Genomic DNA, 25,728 nt, shown 5'->3' on the forward strand with positions numbered 1-25,728 from the left:
ACGAGAAATTACCAATAAAGATTGAATCAAGTTTTTAAGCATGTTCGGCACGGTTGCGGGTGTGGGCCGTGCGCGACGACAAGCGCAATCTACGCCTGCCCATCCTATCGCCTGAAGACGCCGATCATCGGCCCCAGGTTCCAGTAGTCGTCATTGCGGCCGATGGCCGGCGCGAGCAGGCTCGATATCGACCCGTCGAGGAACAGCGCATTGTCGCAGCCGAGCCCGTCGCGAAACAGGCGTGCGAATGTATGGAATGTCACCGTGCCATTCGAAATGGCGAACACGGCGACACCGTCCTTTCGCACCCCGACACCGTCGCGCGTTTTGCGAGAGGTGCTGTCGGCCCGGAATTTCTGGTGCAATTTGCCGTTGATCACCAGCATCGGCCCGGACTGCGTGGCATAATCGGTGGGCGGACGCTTCTTTAGGAAATCCCTTGTCGCGCGGACCGCGGCCTTGCCGTCGCTGATGTAGAAAATACCATTGGGCTGGAGCGAAAAATTGCCTCTTCCCGACCCGACCGTCGCCGAGGCCAGTTCCTGCCCGCGCTCGACATACAGGCCGACCGGCGCGAGGTTTGGATGGTACATTCCGGCATTGATGGCGAACAGCATCGTGCGCCCGGCCCGCCGCTGGGCATCGTCGAGATTGTGCAGCGATTGATAGGGCTTGCCGGCCGGATCCTTCCAGAACAATTCGATCCGATATTGCCTGGGATCGACCTCGCAGACCAGGTAGCTGGTGGCCTCGAAGACGAGGTCGCGGCACGGCGGCAACGAGGCGAACCATTGGCCGACCCCCATGCCGATCGCCGCCGCCGACGGCAGCGCGGTCTTGATCAGCGCGAGCAGTAATGGCGCGAATTGGAGGACAGTCAAAAGATCCATGCGCGCACCGGATTTCCAGTTCCAACGAGCCGCCGCCAGCATTCGCCGGCACGACGCAAGAACGGTCCCAAGCGGGAATGGATCAAACGGCCAAGGTCGACATGCGGCTGCCGACGCAAGACATCGGCGACATCATTGAACAGAGCTGACGAGCCGCTCGTCGCCGCCAAGGATGGAAACCCAGCGACCGCTGTTGTCGCTCGCCTGTCTCTTCAGGTAGCGATAGCCTGTCTGGTTCCAGAGGCGAACCTTGTCGCTGAGATTGTCGAGGATGAAATCGCCCTTGTCGGTGCGCACCGTAAGCACTGCGTGGCCTTCGCCGTCGGGCTTGCGCACCACCGTCATCAGCAGATTGGCAATGGCAATGCCGGCGGCCTGGAGTTCGCGCTGCTTTTCAAGCGCGTAGTCTTCGCAGTCGCCAAACCCGTTATCGGGGTAGGCCCACCACTCATCCTTGCCGTAATTGTCCATGTCGCTCATCGGCTTGACGCGGGTGTTGACCGAGAGATTTACGGCGGAAATTTCCCGCAACAGCTGGCCGGTCATGCTCTCCGGAGCGTTGGCGGGCGAGCGGATGGAGCATTCGGCAGAATGGACCTTGCAAAAGTCATAGTGCCCGATCGGCTGGGAGGTTTGCCCGCCGATGGTCATGGAAAGCGGTCCCGCATTCGCCAAACCCGCGGCCGAACAAAAAGCCGTCAGCGCAAACGCAAACCCCAAACCCCTCGCCTTGCGGCGCCAACCCACCGAGGATGCCATGCGGCCCCACCCATCTATTTTTGTTAACAGAACGTTAAAGATGGATTTTGCCTGGAGTCAATGAAGGCGGCCGATCACATCTTTGGCGATCGACGCATGCCCGACCGGGGTTGCGCCGAAGCAACACCGGCTCGCACGTTCCTGGGGTTGCCTTTTAGTCCCTTGTCTGAAGCCGGCGGAAAACCGCTGCGCGCTTTTCCGGGATTGCTTCAGGCAAGCCATCCCATCGCCAGGCCCAGCAGCAAAGCGATGCCGAGCACGCCGCGATAAATGACGAAAGGCCAGGCCGAGAAGCGTTCCAGCACACGCATCAGGCTCCATATAGCAAAGAAGGCGGATAGCGAGGCGACGACCAGGCCGACCGCGAGGATCGACCAGCCATGGGCATCGAGATGGGCCTTGTGCAGTTCCCAAAGCTCCTTGAGACCGGCGAGTGCGATGGCCGGCAGCCCAAGCAGGAATGAAAAGCGCGCCGCTTCTTCCCGCTTGAAGCCGAGCCCCAGTGCCGCCGTCAAGGTCGAACCGGACCGCGAGACGCCCGGGATCAATGCGCCGATTTGGGCGATGCCAACGAGCAGCGCATCGGCCATGGAAGCCTGGCCCATGGTGCGCGCATGGCGGGCACGGAGTTCGGCCAGCGCCAGCAGGAGTGCCATGACGATGCAGGCCCAGCCGATTACCCCGAGGCCGCGCAGCGGCGAATTGCAGGCGTTGAGAAGGCCAGACAGAGCCACGCCGGCGATGACGATCGGGATCGTCGCCAGCACGATCCAGAGCGCCAGCCGGAAATGTCGGTCAGCCAAATCGCGCCGTTTCAAGGCACTGACCGAACCGGACAGGATGTCCCTGACATCGTTCCAGAAGTAGCTGATCACCGCGGCGAGGGCCGCAAGCTGCATGGCGGCGGAGAAAGCGGAGCCGGGATCCTGCCAGCCCAGCATCGCCGGGACGACGCGCATGTGGGCGGTCGAGGAAATCGGCAGCAGTTCGGTGATGCCTTGCACCAAGCCGAGAAATGCGACCTTGGCGTAGCCCAGGCCGACAAAGCCCATGTCCATGCCTTGCATGCAGCTGTCGGCCATGTCGAATTCCATGTCAGAGAGATCGGAGTTGCGCGGGGAACGACTGGGGCGATCGGCCCCTGGGCAAGCCATACCGCCATGGGACGGAAAATCAATTTACGGATTTGTGAACTGGCACCCGGGAATGGGCGTCAGCGAGTGCGGAAGGCGCGTTCGAATATCAACACCGCGCCGCCTCGGCGCGTTGGCAGCACCAGGCAGTGGCCAGACCGGCCCGGCGGGTCGGTCCGCAAAAACTGGAGGAAATCACGATGCGATCAGGGGCACAGCCAGAGTTTCTGGCACGCCCTGGCGATCACGTGCGCCGGCGGGACAACCGGCTCCTCGACGGAAGGCCGACGCGCCCGTTCGAGCAGCATGCGCACCTGTTCCGGGCGCACACGATCGCGCTCCATCACAAGCAGGACCATCGGATCGCTCAAAAGCTCGTCCAGGGTACTGATGCTGTCGTTCATCCGTCGTCTCCTCGAATGCCGGCCCGCACCGGTTAAATAGGGAGACAATGATGGCTCGCCAATGACGCTTTGCCGGCTTTCGCGTGACTGTTTCGGTTATTTCGTGACTGTTTCGATTAATTTTTGTCACGGTCACGTAATTTCACCCTTCTGTTGGCCCGCTTCATCCGGCACAGCTCATCGGTTTCGGCGCTCAAGCGCCGATCCACCTTCTTTCATAAGGCGGGAAGGGAGGCCGGAGACCTCAGGCAGGCGGCGCGCCTTCGTGCTGCGGCAAGCCGTCATCGAGCGCCACCCAGGGCTGCTTGGAGGCGGTCCAGATGTGCATCTGCGGTTTGAAGACGGATGGATCGTCGAGTGACCCGGTGGTGACGCCTATAATGCCGGCGGCATCGCGCCGCGAAAACATCGTCGTACCGCAGCTTGGGCAAAACCCGCGTTTAATATCCGGCGAGCTGTTCGCGGTCGCCAACGGCCCTTCGACCGTCACATCGTCGATGCGAAACAGCACACGCGCATTGAAGGCGGCGCCGATCGCCTTTTGACAAAGCCGACAATGGCAGATGCGTTCGTTGACGGGCTCGACGTCGGCGCGATAACGCACCGCCCCGCACAGGCATCCGCCCTGATAGTTAGCCATTGCCGTATCCATTCCCGAGAAGATTTGATGCGAGACTATCGAGGCCGGATATCGGGTCAATTCAAAAGCATTGATACGATCCCATCGACTGCAGCGATAAAACTGCCGGCCGCCTCGAGGGAGACCGCCGGCAGCCAATGCCGGCAAGCTATTCGGTTTCGCCGACCACCTCGTCCCAGCTCTTCACCTTGGTCTCGCCGTTGAGGAACGGCAGCGCGGCGGCCGTCAGCTCTGGAGCGAAGAAGACGTCGTAGTGGGTGCGATTGGGCAGGATCGCCAGGCGGTTCCGCGACAGGTTTTCACGCATCCAGCCCGCGTCCTTCAAACCGCCGCCGAGCATCTGGTAGAACTTGATCTCGTGCTCGGGCTTGTACATGTCGCTGTCGCCGTAGGCCAGCATGACCGGCATCTTCAGCTTGGGAACATCGGCCGAGTAGTCGTAGTTCTGGCGCATGAAGTTGCCGAGCGTGTCGAGCAGCTTCGGGAACTCCTCGGGATGCGGCGCCACGGCGACGTAGGATTTGTACATCGGCGTGTCCTTCATGAAATCGGCCGCTGCCGCGCTCACTTGCGCCTGCTGCGGGCGCATCTCGTCATAGAAACCGTCGGCGGCATAGCCGGTCGAGACCAGCACAAGCCGGCGCACCGTTTCGGGGTGCTGGACGGCCATCCGGAAGGCGACGCCGCCGCCCAGAGAATAACCCATGACGTCGACCTCGCCGTAACCAAGCCGTTTGACGATATCAGCCATGTCGTCGCCCATCGCCTCCAGCGTGAACGGCCGGTCGCCAAGCGCGGTGCGGCCATGGCCTTGCAGGTCGACGGTGATGACAGTGCGATGTTCGGCAAGCTTCGGCAGAATGGGGGCGAACATGTCCGCTGTGCCGAGACCGCCATGCAGCAGAAGCAGCGGCTCGCCTTTGCCGTGGACGGCATAATAGTAATTCAGGCCGTTGATCGGCAGCAGGCCGGATTTTTCAGGCTTCGGCGGTGTCTTCGCTTCGGTCGTCATGGCAGATTTTACCTCGTTTGCGTTGGCGATGCCCGGACAGGCGAGAAGCGCCGCGGCCGAAGCAAGAATGGCGAAAAGCAGGGCTTTGGACATATCAATCTCCTCCAGTCTGTCCGTGTGTCGGTGCGTTCTTGAGCTGGCTGGTGCATCGGCCCCAACCCGCGCGAAAACCGATCGAGAATATTGGTCTGACCGGCTTCCGTCCCAAGGACGAACCAGCGAAATGCAAACCGACATCATCAAGGAGAAATTCTGGGGCTTTCCCGTGGATGAGGACCAACGGCGAAATCGAGGACGCGTCAGTGGCGCTTGGCTTGCACCAGATAGGCATCGATCTCGGTCTCGCCGAGCCACTTGGCCGCTTCCAGCCGATGCAGGCCTTCTACCAGGATATGACGCTTGCCGTCGTGACGGACCTGGATCGGCATCTTCATGCCATTTTCCAGAATGTCCTCGGCGAGATGACGGACCGTCTCGGGATGCAGCGTCTTCTTACGCGCCGTCGGCACGTAGATGTCGTCGACCTTGACCTTCTGCACTCTGAGCATGTCGACCCCCCGGGCGGAACGCCGCCTTGTCCTGAGATAGTCGCTTTGTTGACGAGGGCCAAGGGCGTGGCGACGAATAGGGCGGAGGCAACCGGGTTTGTCTGCCGCCGCGCAGTCGATATTGCGTATCAGCCTTTGTAGATACGGTCCTCGAGCGGCGTCTCGGCAATCAGCGCCTGCAGCCCTGACAGCAACGCCTTCTCGGCGCGGTTCATCGCCTTGTCCGGATTGACCAGCAGGAAGATATCGATGGCCGGCGGCGCATCATAGGGCGGCAGCCGCCACAGCGCGCCGTCGGCCACATCGCGCCGCGCCACATGCAGCGGCAGCGGGCCGATGCCGAGCCCGGCGACGATCATGCGCCGCACCTCCTCCAGGCTCGACGAAACGCCCACGACATCGGCGTTCAGCCGTGCTTCGCTACGCAACAGTGCGACCGGCCGCAGCGCATCCGAAATATGGTCGGTCTGGAACGATACTGACGGCTCGTCGCGGAGATCGGCGAGCGTCAGTCCGGTTTGCCCATAGAGCCTGTGCCGCGGCCCGCAAAAGAAGCCGAAGAACTCGCGATAGACCATGTCGTATTGCAGCGCCGGATCGCGCTGGCTGACCAGGCAGACGCCAAACGAAGCACGGCGCTCCCTCACCTGCTTGGCCACTTCGGTGCTTGCCGCGACCGAAATGGTGATGCTGGCGCGCGGATAGTTGCGGTGGAATTCCGACAGCGCCCGATCGAACAGCGGCGAGACCACATGGCTGGCGGTCGCGATCATGACGTGGCCGGTGACATCGTCGCTGATGCCGCGCATCAAGAGCGGCAGCTGCGATATGGTGCCGAACACCTCGATGCTCTGCTCGTAGAGAAGCCGTCCAACCTCGGTGAGCTCGAAGCGCGTCGCATCGCGTTCGACCAGCCGCCGGCCGACCCGGTCTTCCAGCCGCCGCAGCGCATTGCTGACGCTTGGCTGCTTGAGGTTCAGCCTCTCGGCGGCACGCGTTATGCTCTTCACCTCCGCGATGACGACGAATGTCCGCAAAAGGTTCCAGTCCAGATCCCAGACCAGCCGTTCGGGGCGCGGCAATGCCATTCCTGATATCTATGCTCCCTATTTCCATTATCTATTTGCGCAATGCTACCGCAAAGGCAATCATTGCCGTCAGGAGTGCGCCCCAACGCCTCCCAAGAACAAGCCTTCGCGCTCCATCCAGAGGACAGGTTCAAATGAACAAGGTATTTTCCGGCATTGCCGTCGCGGCGCTGCTGTTTGCGTCTTCCTTCACTAACGTCTCGGCCAGGGCCGATGACCTCGAGAAGGTCAAGGCGGCGGGCGAATTGAAGATTTCCATGAGCGGGCAGTATCCCCCCTTCAACTTCGTCAACGACCAGAACGAGGTCGTCGGCTTCGACGCCGATATCGGCAAGGCCATCGCCGAGCGTATCGGCGTCAAGGGCACCATCATCACGACCGCCTGGGACGGCATCATCGCCGGCCTGCTCGCCAACAAATACGACACCGTGGTCGGCTCGATGACGATCACGCCGGAGCGTGAGAAGGTGGTCGATTTCGTCGGCCCCTACTATCACGCCGGCCGTGCGGTTTTCGTCAACCAGGATTCCAAGGTGCAGAGCCTCGACGAACTCAAGGGCAAGACCCTTGGCGTGACGCTCGGCGAAACACATGAGAAATGGGCGCGCCAACAGGGCGGCTGGGACATCCGCACCTATAAGGGGCTGCCGGAATTGCTGCTTGAGCTGAAGGCGGGCCGCGTCGACGCCATCGTCGTCGACAACATTCCGGTCATGGTCGCCGTCAAGGAGACCGGCGAGAAGGTACGCAAGCTCGACACGCCGGGTATCGAAGGCGGCAGCGTCGCCATCGGCATCGCCATCCGCAGGGACAATCCCGAGCTCAAGGCCGCCATGCAGAAGGCGCTGGACGGCATGATGGCCGATGGTACCTACGAGAAGATATCGATGCACTGGGTCGGCAGCGACATCCGCTAACTTCGCCAGGCTTCGGCGGTCCAGGCCGCCTGAAGCCGAAAGCCACTGCGCCGGGCCATTCCATGGATTTCTCCTTGATGCAGCGCGTCTTCCCGTTCTTCGTGGAAGCCGCCTTGGTGACGCTGGAACTGACAGCGCTGGCCCTGGTTCTGGGGCTGGCCGTGGCAGCACTGGCCGCGACCGCAAGAATGTCGAGATCGGCGGTCCTGCGGGCCGTCGGCACGCTCTATGTGAGCCTGTTCCGTGGCACACCGTGCCTGATCCAGCTCTTCGTGCTCTATTTCGGCGGTCCGCAGATCGGCATCAATCTGGATCCGTTCGCGGCCGGCGTGATCGGCCTCGGCCTCAACATCGGCGCCTATATGGCGGAGTCAATCCGAGGCGCGGTGGTGGCGGTCGACCGGGGCCAGACGGAGGCGGCCCGCACAATCGGATTCGGCCGGTTCCAGACCTTGCGCAAGGTCGTGCTGCCGCAAGCCGCCCGGCTGATGATCCGCCCCCTTGGCGTCAACACGGTCGCGCTGTTGAAAGGCTCGGCCCTGGTGTCCACCATCTCGGTCGTGGAATTGACCTACACCGCGCAGCGCTTCATCGGCTCCACCTACAAGCCGTTCGAAATCTTCGGCGTCGCGGCCCTGCTCTACATGATCATGGTCTATGCCGTCGCCCGCATAGTCGACATGCTCGACAAACGCTTCGCGATCGTCTGAGGCAGAACACGATGCAAGGCCTGGATTTCACAGTCATCGCGGCCTACTGGGATCTTCTGCTGACCGGCGCCTGGTGGACATCAGTGCTGACGGTCTCGGCGGGAGCGCTCAGCTTCGTCGGCGGCATCTTCTTTGCCGTGATCGTACTTTACGCGCCGGCAATCCTGGCCTACCCCGTACGCGCCTTCATGTGGGTATTCATGGGCACGCCGCTGCTGTTGCAGCTCTTCCTGATCTATTTTGGCCTGGTGCAGGTCGGCATCGACATCCCTGCCCTCGTGGCCGGCATTGTCGGCCTTGGACTGCATTTTGCCGTCTACAATGCCGATGTCATCCGCGCGGGCATCGTGGCCGTCGATGTCGGCCAGACGGAAGGTGCACGCAGCATCGGCTTCGGCAAGTGGCAGACGCTGCGCCATGTCGTGATACCGCAGGCCATCCGCAACACGGCGCCGCCGATCGGCAGCAATTTGATCGCGCTGTTGAAGGAATCCTCCATCGTCTCGGTCATCGGCATTGCCGAGCTGGTTCACTCGGCGCAACTGGCGATCAGCGAAACGTTTCGCCCTTTCGAATTCTACATCACTGCCGCCGCGCTCTACTACATTCTCAACCTCGCGCTCGAAGCGGCCCTGCATAGGTTCGAAAGACATGTGGAGGTTTCCCGATGAGCACGCAGCGGCCGATGGTCGAGGTCCGCGGCGCACGCAAATCGTTTGGCGCCGTCGAGGTCCTCAGAGGTATCGACCTATCGGTCGAACGTGGGCAGATCGTCGCAATCATCGGCCCGAGCGGCTCCGGCAAGAGCACGCTGCTGCGTTCCATCAACCATCTCGAGGGTTTGAACAGCGGTGAGGTCTGGCTGGACGGCCTGCAGGTCAACCAGAAGCTGCATGGCCAGGCGTTCGAAAGGCACATCAACAAGGTGCGCCAGCAGATGGGCATGGTGTTCCAGCACTTTAACCTGTTCCCGCATTTGACCGTGATCGAGAACATCACGATGGGGCCGGTGATCCTGAAAAGCATGCCGAAAGCCGAAGCTCGTGCGCTGGCGCTTGGTCTTTTGTCCAAGGTCGGGCTCTCCGACAAGATCGACGCCTATCCCTCGCGTCTTTCGGGCGGGCAGAAGCAGCGCGTCGCGATTGCCCGCGCGCTGGCCATGCAGCCCAAGGTGATGCTGTTCGACGAGGCCACCTCGGCGCTCGATCCGGAGCTGGTCGACGAGGTCAACGCGGTGATGAAGCAGCTTGCCGCCGAGCACATGACCATGCTCATCGTAACGCACGAAATGCGCTTTGCCGGCGAAGTGGCCGACAGGGTGCTGTTCATGGATGGCGGCGTGGTGGTGGAAGAAGGCCCGCCGGGCGACATCTTCCGCGCCCCGCAAAAAGAACGCACCCGCACCTTCCTCAAGAAATACCTTTCCGCCTGAGTACGACGATGACCAGATTGACCACTGAATTCCCCGATTTCGGACTGACGCCGGAGCAGCGCCGGCACGCAGTGCGCGGCCACTATTATGAGTGGCCGGGCATGGATGGCGAGCGCGGCGAAATCTGGTGCTACAGCGACCGCTTTTCCTACCGCGCCGGCGAGACAGTGACGCTGCATGTCAGTTCGACGGCTCCGTCCTTCAGCATGACGATCGTCCGCGACGGCGGCACCGAGACAAAGGTGTTCGAGAAGTCCGGCATTGCGGCGCGTTGGCAGGAAAGTCCAGACCAGTGCTCGGCCGAAGGCTGCGGCTGGGAAGCCTCGTTCGAATTCAGCGTCGGCAGCGACTGGCCGTCCGGCGCTTACCGGGTGACGCTGACTGCTGAAGGCCGCGACGGCAAGCCGATCCAATCCCATCATCTTTTCATCGTCGCGCCCCTGCCCGGCAAGAAGCCAGGCCGTGTGCTGCAGGTGGCGGCGACAGGCACCTGGCTCGCCTACAACACCTGGGGCGGCTCCAATCACTACCAGGGCATCACCGGGCCGGACCGTAACGAATATTCTCCGATCGTCTCGACGCAGCGCCCCTGGTGCCGCGGCTTCGTCGTGCTGCCCAAGGAGGCGCCGCGTGTGCCGTTGGAAGTCGCGGTGCCGCCGAAGACAGTGCCGCGCTATCCACACATGGAATGGGCGCTCGCCACCGGCCATTCGAAGAAATACGCATCGTCGGGCTGGGCGAGCTATGACAGCCACTTCTTCCGCTTCGCCGAACGGGCGGGCTACGCCGTCGATCTCGCCAGCCAGCACGATCTGCATTTCTCGCCCGACATTCTCGATGGCTACGACTGCGCCGTCTTTGTCGGCCATGACGAGTACTGGACCTGGGAAATGCGCGATGCGGTCGACAGCTACGTCGAACGTGGCGGCCATGCGGCGCGCTTCGCCGGCAACTTCATGTGGCAGACGCGGCTGGAGGATGAAGGCCGGCGGCAGGTCTGCTACAAATACCGCGCCCGAGCCGAGGACCCCGCCTATCGCGGCGGCGACGTCACCCGCGCCACCAATTCCTGGGAGGCGCCCGAGATCGGCCGGCCGGGTTCGGCGACCTTCGGGCTCAACGCCACACGCGGCCTCTATGCCGGATGGGGCGGCTGCGCGCCACGCGGCGTGCGCGGCTTTCCCGTGTATCGGCCCGAGCACTGGGCCTTTGCCGGAACCGGCATCTACTATGGCGACCTGCTTGGCGCCGACAGCCATGTCTATGGCTATGAGGTCGACGGGCTGGATTTCGAAATCCGCGGCGGCCTTCCCTACCCGACCGCGACCAGCGGCGCACCGGACGGCTTGCAGGTTCTCGCCGTCGGCATGGCCAGCCAGGTCGAGGAAAGCGCCGATATCCCGATCGAGGATCAGTTTCTCACCGACGAGGATGGTCGCTTCAGCGCCGAGACGCTGTTCGGCGATCGGAGCGACGCCAATCTGGAAAAAGTCAAACGCGGCAACGGCATGATCGTCAATTTCCCGCGCGGCAAGGGCGAGGTCTTCCACGCCGGAAGCTGCGAATGGGTCGCCGGCCTGCTGAGGCAGGACCCGATGGTCGAACGCGTTACCCAAAATGTCCTCGATCGTTATCTCGGAAAGTCCTGACATGTCGAAAGCCCAGACCGCCGCCCCGGACACCGAAGCCCGGCGCCAATCGCATCTGTTCTATCTCTCCAGCCTGCGCCGGCCGCTGATCGACCGTGCCGAGGGCATCTATATGTGGACGCAGGACGGCCGCCGCTTCATCGACGGATCAAGCGGCCCGATGGTCGCCAATATCGGTCATTCCAACCGCAATGTGCTCGACGCCATGAAGCGGCAGATGGACCGCGCCACCTTCGCCTACCGGCTGCATTTCGAGAACGAACCGGCAGAAGAGCTGGCGCGTGAGCTGGCCGGCAAGCTGCCCGAAGGCATGGATCGCATCTTCTTCGTCTCAGGCGGCTCGGAAGCGACCGAATCCTGCATCAAGCTGGCGCGGCAGTGGGCGGTGGCCACCGGCCAGGCCAGCCGCTGGAAGGTGATCACGCGCTTCCCCTCCTATCACGGCGGCACGCTGGGTTCACTGTCGATCACCGGCGACTACGCGCTGGCCGAGACCTTCACGCCAATGATGCGGGTGATGCCGACCGTGCCGGCACCGGCGGCCTGGCGCGACCGCGACAATCTCTCGATGGAACAGCGCGGTCTCCGCTATGCCGACATGCTGGAGGAGAAGATCCTGGCCGAGGGGCCGGAGAGCGTGGTCGCCTTCATCATGGAACCGATCGGCGGCGCGGCGACAGCGGCGCTTGTCGCGCCGGACAGTTATTATGGGCGCATCCGCGAAATCTGCGACCGCTACGGCATCCTGCTCATCCATGACGAAGTGATGAGCGGCGCCGGCCGCACGGGAAAATTCCTCGGCGGCGACCATTGGAACTGCAAGCCGGACATCGTCGCGCTATCAAAAGGCCTGGGATCGGGTTACGCGCCGCTCGGCGCGCTGGCGGCGCCGATGCGGCTGGTGCAGCCGCTGCTCGCCTCCGGCGGCTTCCAGCACGGCCATACCTATGCCGGCAATCCGCTCGCCTGCGCCGCAGGGCTGGCCGTGCTCGGCGAAATGGACCGCCTCGACCTGATCGCCAATGCCGCCGCCATGGGCGATGTGCTGATGGACGGATTGCGAGAGCTAGCCGAGCGCTTCCCGTTCATCGCCGACGTGCGCGGCAAGGGCCTGCTCACCGGCGCCGAGATGCTTGCCGATCCCGAAACGCTGCGGCCGATCGACCAGAGCAGGAAGGCGACGCAGCGCCTGCTCGACCTCGCCTATGAGCGCGGGCTGATCATCTACGGCCGCAAGGTCAAGGGCGGTGTCGACGGCGACAATTTCATGGTCGCACCACCGATGATCGTCACCAGCGAGCAGGTCGGCGAGATCATCTCCATCATCGGCGACTCGCTCGAAGTCCTGGCTGCCGAACTCGACCTTCCGGTCGAAGGCCGGGGATAAAACAATGGCGCCGAGAAAGGTCATCATCACCTGCGCCGTCACCGGCTCGGTGCATACACCGTCCATGTCGCCTTATCTGCCGGTAACGCCGGACCAGATCGCGGCGGATGCCATCGCCGCGGCCGAGGCCGGCGCCTCGATCCTGCACTTGCATGCCCGCGACCCAAAAGACGGACGGCCTACGGCCGATCCGGACGTGTTCATGCAGTTCCTGCCGCGCATCAAGCAGGCGACGTCGGCGGTGATCAACATCACAACCGGCGGCTCCTCCCTGATGACGCTGGACCAGCGGCTGGCGGCACCTTTGCGGGCCGAGCCCGAAATGTGTTCGCTCAACATGGGCTCGATGAATTTCGCGCTGTTCCCGATGCTCGACAAGCCAAGGGAATGGCAACACGAATGGGAACCGAAGTTGCTGGAAGCCACACGCGACACGATCTTCAAGAATACCTTCGCCGACATGGAGGGCGTTCTCGAGAGACTGGGCAAGGGTTGTGGCACGCGTTTCGAATTCGAGTGCTACGATGTCGGCCATCTCTATTCGCTGGCGCATTTCCGCGACCGGGGGCTGGTGTCGGGGCCGCTGTTCGTCCAGTTCGTGCTGGGTATTCTTGGCGGCATTGGCGCCGATCCGGACAATCTCATCCACATGAAGCGCATCGCCGACAAGCTGTTCGGCGACAGCTACCAGTTCTCGGTGCTGGCCGCGGGCCGCCACCAGATGCCGCTGATCTCTATCGCCGCGGCCATGGGCGGCAATGTCCGTGTCGGGCTCGAAGACAGTCTCTACGACGGCCGCCAGCTGGCGAAATCCAATGCCGATCAGGTGCGCCGTATCCGTGGCATTCTCGATGGACTGTCGCTGGAGGTTGCCACCCCGGCCGAAGCACGCGACATGCTGGCGCTGAAGGGTGGCGACAGGGTAGCGTTTTAATGCGACTGGCTGAGATGATAGTGCTCCGTCACACCTTGGCTCCCTGCTTGCCATGACAAGTCCGGAAAAAATCCTCCTCCGCCCCGGACGAATCGAAGACGTCGAAACCATCCATGCCGCAATTCTGAAGCTCGGCACCCATATCGGCGCGCCCGAAGAAATCGTCTCAACGCCAGACGATCTCAGGACCTGGGGCTTTGGCGAAAGACCTGCCTTCTCGACCCTGATCGCCGAAGTCGATGGCGAATTCGCCGGACTGTGCCTCTATTTCCCGATCTTCTCGACCTGGATGGGGCGGCCCGGCGTCTATGTGCAGGACCTCTATGTCGAGGACCGGTTTCGCGGTCGCAGGATCGGCGAGCGCCTGCTGCGGCGCGTCGCGACCGAGTGCCGCAAGCAAGGCGGCGCTTATCTCAGATTGTCCGTCGATACCGACAATGAGAGCGCAAAGGCCTTTTATGAAAGGCTGGGCATCGCCTGGTCGAGCTACGAGCAGACGCAGAAGATCATCGGCGACGCTTTCTTCGCCTTTGCCGACGCGCCGGAGGAAAAAGAATGAAAGCCTTCTACGCGCAGGAGCAGAAGCGCCACGACCCCAAGGCTTTCCTTTCCAGCGGCGCCCCGCAGCCCAATCCCGAAAAGCCGGAGCGCGTCGAGAGATTGTTAGCAGGCGCAAAATCGGCCGGCTGCACGATCGAGCGGCCGCGCAATCACGGACTTGGTCCGGTCGCGGCGGTGCACACGCCCGAATATCTCGATTTCCTGGAGCATATCTACACGCGTTGGCAACGCATTGAGGGTGCCTCGGCTGAAGTGATCCCCAACATTCACCCGATCGCGCGCAACGGCTCCTATCCGGCCTCCGCGGTCGGCCAGGCTGGGTACCACATGGCCGACACGGCCTGCCCGATCTCTGGCGAGACCTGGCAAAGCGCGCTGTGGAGCGCCTGGAGCGCGGTCGAGGCGGCGGAAGCGGTGATGGCGGGCGCGCCGGCCACCTATGCGCTTTGCCGCCCCCCCGGTCACCATGCGTTCGCCGACGTCGCCGGCGGCTTCTGCTTCATCAACAATTCGGCCGTCGCAGCACAGGTACTGCGCCGCCAAGCGGCACGGGTTGCGATCCTCGATGTCGATCTGCATCACGGCAACGGCACGCAAGGCATCTTCTATGCGCGGCCCGACGTGCTCACCGTGTCGCTGCATGCCGACCCGGTGCGCTTCTATCCGTTCTTCTGGGGACATGCCGACGAGCGCGGCGAAGGCCCCGGTCTCGGCTATAATTTCAACCTGCCCTTGCCACGCAAATCCGCCGACGCGGCGTTTCTGGAAGCGCTTGAGGTGGCGTTCCAGCGCATCCGCGCCTTCTCGCCCGACGCGCTGGTCGTGGCGCTCGGGCTCGACGCGTTCGAGGGTGATCCGTTCGGGGGACTTTCGGTGACGACGCCAGGTTTCTCGCGCATCGGCGAAGCCATCGCCAAGCTCGGCCTGCCGACGACAATCGTTCAGGAAGGCGGCTATCTCTGCGACGAACTCGGCGACAACCTCACCGCTTTCCTGACCGGGTTCGGCACCAAGGCACGCTGACAGGTCGAGCTGCGCCTGAGACCTCCATCGGTCAGAGCGAGAGCGGGAAATTTTCCACGCAATGTTTCGATCGGAAAATCCACCATCGTCTCCATCCCGCTGTTATTCCCAGATAATTCAACTTCCGAGTCGATCAAGGACAGGGATTGCCGACCCGCTGATGAATGGCGTCCACTGCCTTCTGCATCTCTTCGGTCCAGACAACCTCCAGTGAAGACAGCGCCATTTCCAGCTGCGAAATGGTCGTCGCGCCAATGATGTTCGACGTGACAAAGGGCCGGCTCGATACATAGGCGTTGGCGAACAGCGCCGGCTCCAGGCCGAAGGAGCGCGCCAGCTCGTTGTATTCAAGCTGCGCCTCTGCGGCATTGGGGGTCTCGTAACGCTGGCCGCGGTTGAAGAGCTGCGAGCGCGACCCCTGCGGGCGCGCGCCGTGATCGTATTTGCCCGAGAGATAGCCCTGCGCGAGCGGCGAATAGGCAAGCAGCGAGACCTCTTCGCGATCGCAGACTTCGGCGAGGTTCACCTCGAAGGTCCGGTTGACCAGATTATAGGCGTTCTGGATCGAGGCGACGCGTGGACCAATAGCTTTGTCAGCCTCTGCAATGAAGCGCATGACGCCCCAGGAGCTCTCGTTCGACAGGCCGAAATGACGGATCTTTCCGGCCTTTACCAGCTCATCGAAGACGGCAAGCGTCTCCGCGATCGGCGTTTCACCGGTCGGCGCCCCGACGGAATCAGCGCGGCGCGCCACGGCCCCCACGCGCGTCGGATTGGCGCCCCAAGGTATGTCCCGCTCCGGCCAGTGGATCTGGTAGAGATCGACATAGTCCGTGCCGAGCCTGGCCAACGATTTTTCAACGGCATCGAAGATATCGGTGCGCACCAGCTGCGACGGCCTGTCGCCGCGAAACCAGCTGTTTGCGGTGCGGCCGACGACCTTGGAGGCGAGTATCACCTTGTCGCGGTTGCCCTTTGCCTTCATCCAGCTGCCGATGATCTTCTCGGTCCGCCCTTGCGTCTCCGCCTTGGGCGGGATCGGGTAGAGCTCGGCAGTGTCGATGAAATTCACCCCGCGCGAAAAGGCCAGGTCCATCTGAGCGTGGCCGTCGGCTTCGGTGTTCTGCTGGCCCCAAGTCATCGAACCGAGGCAGATCTGGGTGACAAGAAGATCGGTCCGACCGAGACGGCGTTTGTGCATGGAAGTGTGCTCCGGCGGGAAAGTTTGCGCGGCTGCGCGGGGAAGGAAGTTTCATCCTACAAGAAAGCAGAGGCGCTCTCCAAGCCTCGGCAAGCCGACTTTTGCGTGAACCAGACTGCGCTAGCGGCGAGCCCCTGCCAGGGCGCGCCGCTTGGCCTCGTCGATCAGCATGTTGGCCACCTGCATGCGGATCATGGCGCGCTGGCGCAGGTGCGGCGCGACGCGATCGGGATGGTTGGAAAAGGCGAAACTGCGGCGCATGCGACCAAAGTCGGCGACAGCCTTAGGCGTGTCCAATCCCAATTCCACGGCAATCGATTCGGGATCGATCGGAGGCAGTTTCTCTTCGGGCCTTGTCTCTTCGCCCGCAAGTGCCAGCTTCGCATGATCGAGCAGGGCCGCGAACTCTGCGGCGAGATCCGCGCCTGCCTCGCGATATTCCGTGGCAAATCCGCTGCCAGAAACCTTGATGCGGCCCGAATGGAGCTCGTCGGCGACGGAAAGATAGTCAAACGGAATGGATGGGCGAGTGGCCGCCTCTTCGCCTCCCCCGTCCTTGTCGGAGGCGACGAAGAGGTCATCGAGCAACGAAGCGAAATCCCGCTTGGCGCTGGTAACGATGTCAGCCTCCCCAGTCTCACGGTGTGTTCGAGACATCCACCTTAGGGTCGGCTCGTTAAAAATGCATGCCGCCGATTTTAACAATTGAAGGTTTACGGGGCCGGACCACGCCGGTCAGTCACAAAAAGCCGGACTGCGGTTGGTGCAGTCCGGAATTCGCCAGAAGCGGCGAGGAAAAACCGGCCATCTGCCAGCGAGAGGGATACGATTCGCGATCTGCGAAAGTTTCAGGCGATGCAGGATCATGGCAGAAAAATTTTGCAGAGCATGGCAGGCATGCAAATGCTGCACTGCACAATCGTCACGAATCCCCTATACTCGGACGCTGGGAGGTCCAACAGGGGCCTGGATTATGGGGTTCTTCACTGAAATGTTCGCGCGGCCACGGCCGCAGGAACATCTGCGTTATCGTGCCGCGCTCGCGCTGCTGCATTCCATGAGCAATGCGGACCGCGCCGACATCGGCATCAAGCCCGCCGATTTCCCGCGCATCGCCCGCGAAATGTCCGTTCGCTAGTTCGGCCAGCCAGGGATATTCCGGCTCCGGACGGGCAACGCCTTGACGACGTGATCCGTCAACGCGAGCCCAGGAACGTTGCCTTGCCCAGCGGCACGCCATTATGGCGAAGAATGTCGTAGGCGGTGGTGAGGTGGAAATAGAAGTTGGGCATGGCCAGATGCAGGAGATACTGCAAACCGGCCATCGAGACCTCGCGCCCGCCGAGCCTGACCTCGACAATCCGCTCGTCCGAACCTTCCAGATCGGCCGCGGAGAACGTCGCCAGATGGTCAAGCGTCTTAGCGATGCGCGCATGCAATTCGGCAAAGCTCGCCTCGTTGTCCTCGTATTCGGGAACCTCCCGGCCGGCGAGCCGCGATGGGGCTCCCTTGGCATGGTCGGTGGCGATCTGCACCTGCCTGGTCAAGGCGAACATGTCGGGCGCCAGCCGCGCCGTCAGGAACACCTGCGGGTCGATCTTGCGCTCGCCGGCGTTTTGTTCGGCCGTGGACAGCACGCTGGACAGCGCTTTCAACCGGGCCGAAAACACAGCCACCGATACTTCATACATGGATAGGGTCACGCAATTATCTCCCGCGGCAGTTGAAGCGCCGCGAGCGCGAACTAGCGCCTTCCCGGGCGATTCTTCAAGCGATACCCGCAAGGCGTCACCACGTCGCCGCAATCACCGTGGTAGAATCTCCGTTACCGCGTGGAGATTCCCGATGAGACACGCTTTTCTCGCAGCGACTGCCTTGTTCTCCCTTGCCTCGATCGCCCAGTCGGCACCTGCCGACGAGGCGCCCTACGTCGATGACAGGTCGAGCGCCGAGGCAGTTGTCCGCTCGCTCTACAGTGCCATCAACCGGCATGAATTCGCACGTGCCTGGGGTTATTATGGCGATACCAAGCCGGCCAAGGACTTCGACAGCTTCGTCAAGGGCTATGACGGTACCGACAAGGTGGATGTCAGGACCGGCGCCGTATCCAACGAGGGCGCGGCAGGCAGCATCTACTACAGCGTGCCGGTCGCCATCCAGGCAACCGACAAGAAGGGCGAGGCGAAGGTCTTTGCCGGCTGCTACACGCTGCGCCAGGTCAATGCCCAGATTCAGGCGCCGCCATTCCAGCCGATCTTCATCGACAGCGGAGCGCTGAAGCCGTCGAGCGCGGACTTCGAGGAGGCTGTGCCGGCTAGCTGTGGCGACGGCCCGCCGCCGCCGAAGAGGGATGCAGCGCTGGAGCAGGCCAAGAAGGCTTTCCTGGCCAGCTATAGCGACCAATGCGACAAGGATCTCGCGGCCAAGGAGCCGGAGATTTTTTCCATCAAATACAGGGACAAGGATGCGGCGGCCGGCGATCCCGACAAGGAAACGCGCCTGTTCCATTTTTCCTGCTCGGCGGCCGCCTACAATGAAAGCTCGATCTACTACATGACCGACGAGGCGAACGGCGTCAGGCAACTGCAGTTCACCGAACCGGAGATGGACATCCGCTACGTGAACAACGACAGCGAAGGCAAGGTCGAATCCATGCACATCGTCGGCTTCCGGACCACTGGCTGGGCGACCAATTCCAGCTACGACCAGGACGCCCACACGATCACCACCTTCAACAAGTGGCGCGGCGCCGGCGATGCCTCGTCAGCAGGCACCTATCTGTTCCGCAACGGCGATTTTTCGCTCGTCCAGTACGACGTCGACGCTTCCTACGACGGCGAGGAGAACCCGCAGACGGTTGTCGACTACAACACCGCTCCTTGAGCCGTGCGGCGTCCGATCAGGGCGCCTTCGACAGCATCCAGTTCAACGCGCCGCGCCAGTCGACCATGCGGATGGGGGTGCCGTGCGTGCCCGTCTCGAAGCGCACGAAGCGGGTCGGATAGGCTTTCGATTTGGCAATGATGGACCGGAAGAAGGATTCCTGGTTTGCCACGGGAAAGACCACGTCATGGCTGCCCTGACCGAAGAAAACCGGCACGTGGCGCCTGAAGGCTGGGCTGGAGAAGAAACTCTCGTCCCAAAGCGAGCCAAGCAGCAGAAGCCCGTCGATTTGCCCGCCCGTGTCCGTGCGGGCGGCAAGCTTCCAGCACAATGCGCCGCCCATCGAGCCGCAGGCGACGAAGATCTTCGCGCCCGGCGACTGTTGCGCATAGTGATCGATCAGCGCCGCGACCTGTGCCGCGCCCTTGTCGCCGAAATCGGGGAAGTCAGGGCTGAGATAAAGGCCGCCATTGCCTGCCATCAGGTTTTTGATGCGGTTGAAATTGCCGCCGAAGGTGAAGTCATCGATACCTTGCTTGCGGCTGCCGCCCTGCCCGTGCAGGTAGAGCACGATGACGGAAGCTCCTTGCGTCTTGCCCACAGCGATGTGCCTGACTTCGCCTGCATCGGTTTTCAACAGCAGATCCTGCTGCACCTTGCGCACACCGGTATCGGTATACTGCGCATGGACGCGCTTTTCCGGCACCTCGTCGCGCTGGTTGATGTCGCGCATCTCGCGGTAGTCGATCACCGTGTAGGCGCCGTCTGACGAGAGCGTCGCGGGATAGGCGAACAGATCGTCCTTGAAGGGTTTTAGTTGGAGAGCAGAGGCCTGGGCAGCAGAAAACAGGAAAAATATCGAAATCAGAAAGGCAGGGAGCGTGAGCACCCCCCTCTGGCCTGCCGGCCATCTCCCCCTCAAGGGGGGAGATTGGCAGTTTCGGCGGGGGCGCCCTTCTGCCGGCCGTCGAGATTGGCGAAAGCCGAAATGATGTCCAATCTCCCCCCTTGAGGGGGAGATGGCCGGCAGGCCAGAGGGGGGTAGAAGCGTTGACATTAACGAAATGAAACCGGAAGCCATACCGCAGGCTTGCGTAATTCGGCCCGGGTTTGTCAATCCTGCAGCACGCCGCCGGCGCCTTCCAGCGCCTCGCGAGTGTCGACATCGACGGACGCGCCCTCGCCGATCTCTACATCGACGACGTCAAGTCCTCCGGCCTCGACCAGGTGGCGTGCGCCGGTATCACCTTCGAGATGGGCGACAGCCGGAAACAGCGAGCGCGGCAGAAGTACCGGGTTGCCGCGTTTGCCAAGGTGCGAGGCGCGGACCACCGAATTGCCTCCTGCCCCGCGAAACGCATCGATCAGCCGGTCGAGATCGCCGGACGAGACACCCGGCATGTCTCCGAGGACGATCATCGCGCCGGCGGCATCTCCCGGCAGATAGGCCATACCGGCTTTCAGGGAGGTGGAGAGCCCATCGGCAAAATCGGGATTGTCGGCGAAGGTCACGTCCAGGCCCGACAACGCGCCGCGCACCCGCTCACGCTGGTGGCCGGTAACGACGATCGTGCCCGAAGCTTTCGAGGCGAGCGCACGCTCTGCTGTACGGCGGACCAACGGTTGGCCGTCGAAAAGCGCCATAAGTTTGTTCGGCCCGCCCATGCGGCTCGAACGGCCTGCCGCCAAAAGCACGATCCCGACCTTGAGCCGGCTTACGGCCGGCAGCGGTTCGCGCGGCTGCGGACGTGTCGGGATTTCCATCAGCAGGCCGCCGACGCCCATACCGGCGATGTCGATCGCCGTTACGTCGAGGCCGGCGATCAGCCGGTCGAGCACCCAGTCGAAGCCGTTCTCCTTGGGGCTGCGGGCGCAGCCCGGCGCGCCGATGATCTGCTTGCCGGCGAGCCTGCCGAGCACCAGCAGATTGCCGGGGTCGACCGGCATGCCGGCGCGGATGACAGTACCGCCCGCTTCCTCGATCGCGGCCGGAACGACGTCGGCGAAATCGCTCATGGCCGAAGCGCCGAAGATCACCACCATGTCGTTATCGCGCGCCAGCGAGGCGGCCGCCTCGGCAACCGGCGCAACCTCGTGCGGCGTGCGGCGCTCGGCCGTCAGCCGCCCGCCCGAACGCGCCAGCCGTGCCTCGGTGACGCGCAGCGTCTTGTCGAGCACACTCGGCTTGACACCCGGCAAGACGGTCTGGATGACACCGACACGAATGGGCCGATAGGCATTGACGGCAAAGATCTCGCCGCCGGCGCAGATTTCCAGTACGGCATCGACCAGCGCCGACCCGACGGCGAAGGGAATGATCTTCACGGTTGCCACCATCTGGCCCTTTTCGACCGGCGCATGCTGGCCAAGCGTGGCGATGGTGATGGTTGGATCGACCGCATTGATGGCGTCGATCATCGCGCTGTTGACGGTGAAGACGCCAGCGGCTTGGGCATGGAGGTTGACCCGCCCGGTCGCGGCAGGCTTGGCCTCTACGTTGCGGTGGCGCATACCGGTCGCGATCCGTTCGGCGGCGGCGTCTTCGCCCAGATCGCCGGGAGAAAGCACGGCCGCGACGACTTCGCTGATGCCCGCCGCTTTCAGCACCCCGACATCCTCTGCACTCAGCCGATGCGCTTTGCGGAAACGTCGCTCGCCGACCGTCGTCGCGTGCGCAAGCACGGCGCCTTCGGCCTGTTCGATAGGAACCGGGCCGAATTTCACGCTGCGGCTTCCCTGGCTTCAAGGCCGCGCGAGCGAAACGCGTGAATGACCTGCGCCAGCACGGCGACGGCGATCTCGGCGGGGCTGGCCGCGCCGATATCGAGACCGATCGGCGCCTGGATGCGACCGATCTGCTCGGAACTGGCGCCCAGCGCCAACAGGCGCTCGACACGCTTGGCATGGGTTTTCCTGCTGCCGAGTGCCCCGACATAGAAGCACCTGGCGTCGAGCGCCGCCTTCAGCGCGAAATCGTCGATCTTGGGATCGTGGGTGACGGCGGCGACCGCCGTATAGCTGTCGAGTGGCTGTCGTTGCAGCACCTCCTCAGGCCATTCGGCGTGCAACGCGACGTCGGGAAAGCGGTCCGACGTGGCAAAAGCCGTGCGCGGATCGATGATCTCGACTGGATAGCCGGCGATCCTGGCCATCGGCGCCAGCGCCTGGCTGATGTGCACGGCGCCGATCACCACCAGGCGCGGATGCGGCAGATGCGCGTTGAGAAAAAAGGTGCGCCCTTCCGCTTCGACCGAGCCGGAATTCCCGGTGCGGAACGCCTTGCTGATCGCGGCACCGAGATCGCCGGCGACCGGATCGCCTTCGCGCACGATACGGTCGCGGCCGTCACCAAGATCGGTGACCAGGATCGCGGCGCGGCGGGCGCGGCGCTCGGCGTTGAGTGTTTTCAGCGCATAGGGATCCATTGAAGATCAGCCTAGCCTTTCCACATATACTTTGATGCGGCCGCCGCAGGAAAGGCCCACCTGCCAGGCGGTCTCGTCGGCGACGCCGAATTCCAGCATTCTGGGCTTGCCGGTGCCGATGACGTCCATGGCATCCGTCACCACGGCGCCTTCGACACAGCCGCCCGAAACCGAGCCGTGGAAATTGCCGTCGGCGTCGATGACCAGATGGCTGCCGGCCGGGCGTGGCGCGGAACCCCAGGTCTCGACAACGGTCGCGATGGCGACATCCTTGCCGTCCTTCATCCAGCCTTCTGCGATGATCAGCGGGTCACGGGCCTCGTCGAGATAAATGCTGTCGCTCATCGTTGCTTCTCTCAGGGTCTGTTTTTCCCGGAAATATGTGTCTTCAGCAGCATATGGCTACGCGGCGCGCCTCGCGCCACCCTCCATCCATCGCCGCGGATCGACGGCAGGCTTCCGGTCCAGCGAAGCGCAGAGATCGGCAAGCGCGTCGAGATTGTGCACGGCACGGAATTCATCGACATGCGGCAGCATCGCCCTGACGCCGCGGGCGCGCGCCTGGAAACCGTCGAAGCGCAGCAAGGGGTTCAGCCAGATCAGCCGCCGGCAGGATTTGTGCAGACGCTCCATTTCCTCCGACAGGCCGTCGACCTCGTCTCGCTCCAGCCCGTCGGTGATCAAAAGCACCACCGCGCCCTGTCCTAGCACGCGCCGCGACCATATCAGGTTGAACTCGGCCAGCGTGTCGCCGATGCGCGTGCCGCCCGACCAGTCCTTGACCGCGGTGGAACAGTCGGCCAGGGCGGCGTCGGGATCGCGATGGCGCATCTGTCGGCTCAGATTGGTGAGCCTGGTGCCGAAAACGAAAGTGTGCACGCGCCGGCGCTTTTCCGTCAGAGCATGCAGGAAATGCAGGAAGATGCGCGTGTACTGGCTCATCGAACCGGAAATGTCGGCAAGCACGACCAACGGCGGATACACTTCGCGGAGCGAGCGGAATTTCGGCAGGATCAGTTCGCCCCCAGTGCGTGCGGCCGAGCGCATCATGGCACGCGGATCGATGCGGCGACCGTGCGAATCGGCCTTGAAACGGCGCGTCCGCACCATATCGAAGGGCAACCGCAGTTCGGCGATCGCTTTCCTGGCGTCGGCCATCTCGGCGGCATTCATCTGAGCGAAATCCTTGGCCCTCAGCACCTCGTTGCCGGAGAAAGTAAAGCGCGCGTCGACCTCGATCTCGGGGATTTCCTGCGCCGGCTGGTTCCTGCTGTGGCCTGCGAACATGGCCTGGCTGACACGGCTTTCGGCCGCGCGTGGCTTCTGCTTCTCCCTGGTATCGGGCGCCACCGGCGAAAGCATCGCCAGCATCTTTTCGATCAGCTCACGCGACTTCCAGAATAGCCGGAAGGCCTCGTCAAAGATGGCATGGTCCTCATGCCGCGACACCAGCACGGCATGCAGCGTCCAGTAGAAATCGTCGCGCGCGCCGATGCCGGTGGCAAGTACCGCCTCGATGGCATCCTTGACCGAGGCCGGACCGACGCGCATGCCTGATTTGCGCAAGACACGGGCGAAATAGACGATGTTGTCCGCGATGTGACCGTCGACAGTCGCCTCCCTGGGTTCCGCGCGAGGCATGGCCATGAGCCCTACTCCGCCGCCGAAAGCTCGGCCTTCACCTCGTCGAGGATACGCCGGCCTTCGCCCTCGCCGATGCGGGCAATGTCGTCCTGGTATTTCAGCAGCACGCCGATCGTGTCGGAGACGGTTTCCGGGTCGAGCGCGACCTTGTCGAGTTCGGTCAACGCGCCGGCCCAGTCGATGGTCTCGGCAACGCCCGGCATCTTGAACAATTCGATCTGGCGGAGCTTCTGAATGAAGGAGACCACCTCGGCCGAAAGCCGGCTGTTCGCCTGCGGCACCTTGCGGCGCACAATCTCCAACTCCCGCTCGGCGCTGGGATAATCGACCCAGTGATAGAGGCAGCGCCGCTTCAGCGCGTCATGGATTTCGCGGGTGCGGTTGGTGGTGATGATGACGATCGGCGGCTCCTCCGCTCTGATCGTGCCGAGTTCGGGCACCGTCACCTGGAAATCGGAAAGGATCTCGAGCAGGAACGCCTCGAACGCCTCGTCGGTACGGTCGAGCTCGTCAATCAGGAAAACCGGGGCGGCGCCGGCCTTGCCGGTCAGCGCATCGAGCACCGGACGGCGTATCAGGCATTTTTCCGAGAAAACGTTGCGCTCCATGTCGGAGCGGTCAACCTTGCCGGCCGCCTCCTCCATGCGGATCTCGATCATCTGCGCGGCATAATTCCACTCATAGACGGCGGACGAGACGTCGAGACCCTCATAGCATTGCAGACGGATCAGCCGGCGGCCGAGCGCCTCTGCCAACACCTTGGCGATCTCGGTTTTGCCGACGCCGGCCTCGCCCTCGAGGAACAGCGGCCGCTTCATGCGCAGCGACAGGAAAAGCACGGTGGCCAACGACCGGTCCGCCACATAGTCCGCGCCGGTCAAGAGATCGAGCGTCTCGTCGATCGTCCGCGGCACGGGGCGCGGTTTTAGCTCGGTCATTCCTTCTCCGTGGACGCCTCTGCCCCGCTTTCCAAAACGTGGTAGCCGCGGGCGTGATAGATCAGCGGCCGCAAATTATCGCCCATGCGCAGGCCTGTCACCTTGCCAAAAAGCACACGATGGGTGGCCAGGTCCTTAGTGTCGATCAGTTCGCAGTCGAATACGGCGAGCGCGCCCTTCAAGGTCGGCGCGCCGGTGGAGATCACATCCCACTCGCCGAGCGCGAAACGTTCCTCGACCGGCAGGCCGGTGATGCCGGAAAAGCCGATCGACAGCGGCTCCTGGTGCGAGGCAAGCGTGTTCAAGGCAAACCTGCCGTTTTTCACGAACGGCTCGTTCTTGGGATTTTCACGGTTCAGGCAGACCAAAATGGTCGGCGGCGTATCGGAAACCGAACAGGCGGCGATGACCGTCGCGCCGCGCTTGCCGGCCGGCCCGTCGGTGGTCACCACATGGACGTGACCGGCAAAATGGCTCATCGCGTCGCGATAGGCCTGCGGTCCTATGTCGTTCTTCTTCAACACCGGAGATTTTCCATAGCCTGAACCCT

Annotated in this window: 29 protein-coding genes; 11 read left to right on the forward strand and 18 right to left on the reverse strand. The window is 62.9% G+C overall.

Translation table 11 applies throughout. The features are described 5' to 3' along the window. Positions 1 to 104: 104 nt before the first annotated feature. From FJ979_RS20630 to FJ979_RS20665, 8 genes are all read right to left on the reverse strand, one after another. Positions 105 to 890: a phosphodiester glycosidase family protein gene (locus FJ979_RS20630; protein WP_140583312.1), complete on the reverse strand. Its 786-nt coding sequence runs from the start codon at positions 888 to 890 to the stop codon at positions 105 to 107. Positions 891 to 1,022: 132 nt separating this feature from the next. Continuing rightward, positions 1,023 to 1,649 carry a transglutaminase-like cysteine peptidase gene (locus tag FJ979_RS20635; protein WP_140583315.1) on the reverse strand — a complete coding sequence of 209 codons (627 nt, stop codon included), beginning with the start codon at positions 1,647 to 1,649 and terminating at the stop codon, positions 1,023 to 1,025. Positions 1,650 to 1,858: 209 nt separating this feature from the next. Next, the gene (locus tag FJ979_RS20640) at positions 1,859 to 2,731 is read right to left on the reverse strand and encodes an undecaprenyl-diphosphate phosphatase (RefSeq protein WP_140558518.1); all 873 of its coding nucleotides are present in this window, start codon (positions 2,729 to 2,731) and stop codon (positions 1,859 to 1,861) included. A gap of 257 nt (positions 2,732 to 2,988) precedes the next feature. Then, positions 2,989 to 3,186, reverse strand: a complete 198-nt coding sequence (locus tag FJ979_RS20645; RefSeq protein WP_140493757.1) for a hypothetical protein — start codon at positions 3,184 to 3,186, stop codon at positions 2,989 to 2,991. Positions 3,187 to 3,430: 244 nt separating this feature from the next. Beyond that, positions 3,431 to 3,826, reverse strand: a complete 396-nt coding sequence (locus FJ979_RS20650; protein WP_140517705.1) for a GFA family protein — start codon at positions 3,824 to 3,826, stop codon at positions 3,431 to 3,433. Between the two features lie 148 nt (positions 3,827 to 3,974). Next, complete coding sequence (locus FJ979_RS20655; protein ID WP_140561001.1) at positions 3,975 to 4,931, reverse strand: alpha/beta hydrolase; 957 nt, start codon at positions 4,929 to 4,931, stop codon at positions 3,975 to 3,977. Between the two features lie 206 nt (positions 4,932 to 5,137). Next, positions 5,138 to 5,386 (reverse strand): ParB N-terminal domain-containing protein, encoded by a 249-nt coding sequence (locus tag FJ979_RS20660; RefSeq protein ID WP_006206067.1) that lies wholly within the window; start codon positions 5,384 to 5,386, stop codon positions 5,138 to 5,140. A gap of 128 nt (positions 5,387 to 5,514) precedes the next feature. Continuing rightward, positions 5,515 to 6,474: a LysR family transcriptional regulator gene (locus FJ979_RS20665; protein ID WP_140493763.1), complete on the reverse strand. Its 960-nt coding sequence runs from the start codon at positions 6,472 to 6,474 to the stop codon at positions 5,515 to 5,517. Positions 6,475 to 6,608: 134 nt separating this feature from the next. Between FJ979_RS20665 and FJ979_RS20670 the strand changes: the two genes are divergently transcribed. The 9 genes from FJ979_RS20670 to FJ979_RS20710 all read left to right on the forward strand — a co-directional run bounded on the left by FJ979_RS20670 (position 6,609) and on the right by FJ979_RS20710 (position 15,087). Then, positions 6,609 to 7,391: an ABC transporter substrate-binding protein gene (locus FJ979_RS20670; RefSeq protein WP_140583317.1), complete on the forward strand. Its 783-nt coding sequence runs from the start codon at positions 6,609 to 6,611 to the stop codon at positions 7,389 to 7,391. Between the two features lie 62 nt (positions 7,392 to 7,453). Then, entirely contained in the window at positions 7,454 to 8,101 is a 648-nt protein-coding gene (locus FJ979_RS20675) for an amino acid ABC transporter permease (RefSeq protein ID WP_140583319.1), read from the forward strand. Positions 8,102 to 8,112: 11 nt separating this feature from the next. Then, entirely contained in the window at positions 8,113 to 8,772 is a 660-nt protein-coding gene (locus tag FJ979_RS20680; RefSeq protein ID WP_140583324.1) for an amino acid ABC transporter permease, read from the forward strand. Further along, a complete protein-coding gene (locus tag FJ979_RS20685) occupies positions 8,769 to 9,533 on the forward strand; it encodes an amino acid ABC transporter ATP-binding protein (RefSeq protein WP_140493771.1) in 765 nt (254 codons plus the stop codon). Before FJ979_RS20680 ends, FJ979_RS20685 begins: the two co-directional genes overlap by 4 nt. An 8-nt stretch (positions 9,534 to 9,541) precedes the next feature. Continuing rightward, positions 9,542 to 11,182, forward strand: coding sequence for a N,N-dimethylformamidase beta subunit family domain-containing protein (locus FJ979_RS20690; RefSeq protein ID WP_140493773.1), 1,641 nt, complete (start codon positions 9,542 to 9,544; stop codon positions 11,180 to 11,182). A 1-nt stretch (position 11,183) separates the two neighbouring features. Continuing rightward, positions 11,184 to 12,569: an aspartate aminotransferase family protein gene (locus FJ979_RS20695; RefSeq protein WP_140493775.1), complete on the forward strand. Its 1,386-nt coding sequence runs from the start codon at positions 11,184 to 11,186 to the stop codon at positions 12,567 to 12,569. A 4-nt stretch (positions 12,570 to 12,573) separates the two neighbouring features. Further along, positions 12,574 to 13,503: a 3-keto-5-aminohexanoate cleavage protein gene (locus FJ979_RS20700; RefSeq protein ID WP_140583326.1), complete on the forward strand. Its 930-nt coding sequence runs from the start codon at positions 12,574 to 12,576 to the stop codon at positions 13,501 to 13,503. 52 nt (positions 13,504 to 13,555) lie between these two features. Continuing rightward, positions 13,556 to 14,062 (forward strand): GNAT family N-acetyltransferase, encoded by a 507-nt coding sequence (locus FJ979_RS20705; protein ID WP_140517682.1) that lies wholly within the window; start codon positions 13,556 to 13,558, stop codon positions 14,060 to 14,062. Beyond that, positions 14,059 to 15,087, forward strand: coding sequence for a histone deacetylase family protein (locus FJ979_RS20710; protein ID WP_140583329.1), 1,029 nt, complete (start codon positions 14,059 to 14,061; stop codon positions 15,085 to 15,087). The genes FJ979_RS20705 and FJ979_RS20710 overlap by 4 nt, the downstream gene beginning before the upstream one ends. Before the next feature lie 133 nt (positions 15,088 to 15,220). Here FJ979_RS20710 and FJ979_RS20720 read toward each other — a convergent pair whose 3' ends face one another. Both FJ979_RS20720 and FJ979_RS20725 read right to left on the reverse strand, forming a co-directional pair. Next, complete coding sequence (locus FJ979_RS20720; protein WP_140583334.1) at positions 15,221 to 16,288, reverse strand: aldo/keto reductase; 1,068 nt, start codon at positions 16,286 to 16,288, stop codon at positions 15,221 to 15,223. A gap of 120 nt (positions 16,289 to 16,408) precedes the next feature. After that, positions 16,409 to 16,876: a hypothetical protein gene (locus FJ979_RS20725; protein ID WP_140494990.1), complete on the reverse strand. Its 468-nt coding sequence runs from the start codon at positions 16,874 to 16,876 to the stop codon at positions 16,409 to 16,411. A 277-nt stretch (positions 16,877 to 17,153) separates the two neighbouring features. Between FJ979_RS20725 and FJ979_RS32615 the strand changes: the two genes are divergently transcribed. Further along, a complete protein-coding gene (locus FJ979_RS32615) occupies positions 17,154 to 17,426 on the forward strand; it encodes a hypothetical protein (protein WP_181172778.1) in 273 nt (90 codons plus the stop codon). 58 nt (positions 17,427 to 17,484) lie between these two features. Here the strand turns inward: FJ979_RS32615 and FJ979_RS20735 are convergent, their stop codons facing one another. Beyond that, entirely contained in the window at positions 17,485 to 17,991 is a 507-nt protein-coding gene (locus FJ979_RS20735; protein WP_140583336.1) for a DUF1993 family protein, read from the reverse strand. A 142-nt stretch (positions 17,992 to 18,133) separates the two neighbouring features. Here FJ979_RS20735 and FJ979_RS20740 point away from each other — a divergent pair, with 142 nt between their 5' ends. Further along, positions 18,134 to 19,171 (forward strand): DUF1176 domain-containing protein, encoded by a 1,038-nt coding sequence (locus tag FJ979_RS20740; RefSeq protein ID WP_140493792.1) that lies wholly within the window; start codon positions 18,134 to 18,136, stop codon positions 19,169 to 19,171. Positions 19,172 to 19,187: 16 nt separating this feature from the next. Here FJ979_RS20740 and FJ979_RS20745 read toward each other — a convergent pair whose 3' ends face one another. The 7 genes from FJ979_RS20745 to FJ979_RS20780 form a co-directional block, all read right to left on the reverse strand. Continuing rightward, entirely contained in the window at positions 19,188 to 20,030 is an 843-nt protein-coding gene (locus FJ979_RS20745) for an alpha/beta hydrolase (RefSeq protein ID WP_140583514.1), read from the reverse strand. Positions 20,031 to 20,284: 254 nt separating this feature from the next. Beyond that, positions 20,285 to 21,895, reverse strand: coding sequence for a molybdopterin-binding/glycosyltransferase family 2 protein (locus FJ979_RS20755; protein ID WP_140583339.1), 1,611 nt, complete (start codon positions 21,893 to 21,895; stop codon positions 20,285 to 20,287). Continuing rightward, on the reverse strand, positions 21,892 to 22,596 hold the full coding sequence (locus FJ979_RS20760) for an XdhC family protein (RefSeq protein WP_140560992.1): 705 nt from the start codon (positions 22,594 to 22,596) through the stop codon (positions 21,892 to 21,894). Before FJ979_RS20760 ends, FJ979_RS20755 begins: the two co-directional genes overlap by 4 nt. 6 nt (positions 22,597 to 22,602) lie before the next feature. After that, positions 22,603 to 22,941 carry an XdhC family protein gene (locus tag FJ979_RS20765; RefSeq protein ID WP_140493798.1) on the reverse strand — a complete coding sequence of 113 codons (339 nt, stop codon included), beginning with the start codon at positions 22,939 to 22,941 and terminating at the stop codon, positions 22,603 to 22,605. Between the two features lie 57 nt (positions 22,942 to 22,998). Further along, positions 22,999 to 24,243 carry a VWA domain-containing protein gene (locus FJ979_RS20770; RefSeq protein WP_181172160.1) on the reverse strand — a complete coding sequence of 415 codons (1,245 nt, stop codon included), beginning with the start codon at positions 24,241 to 24,243 and terminating at the stop codon, positions 22,999 to 23,001. A 5-nt stretch (positions 24,244 to 24,248) separates the two neighbouring features. Further along, entirely contained in the window at positions 24,249 to 25,178 is a 930-nt protein-coding gene (locus FJ979_RS20775; RefSeq protein WP_140583341.1) for a MoxR family ATPase, read from the reverse strand. Next, positions 25,175 to 25,702, reverse strand: coding sequence for a flavin reductase (locus FJ979_RS20780; protein ID WP_140493802.1), 528 nt, complete (start codon positions 25,700 to 25,702; stop codon positions 25,175 to 25,177). The genes FJ979_RS20775 and FJ979_RS20780 overlap by 4 nt, the downstream gene beginning before the upstream one ends. Between the last annotated feature and the right edge of the window lie 26 nt (positions 25,703 to 25,728).

The sequence above is a fragment of the Mesorhizobium sp. B1-1-6 genome, assembly GCF_006443035.1.
GTDB lineage: Bacteria > Pseudomonadota > Alphaproteobacteria > Rhizobiales > Rhizobiaceae > Mesorhizobium.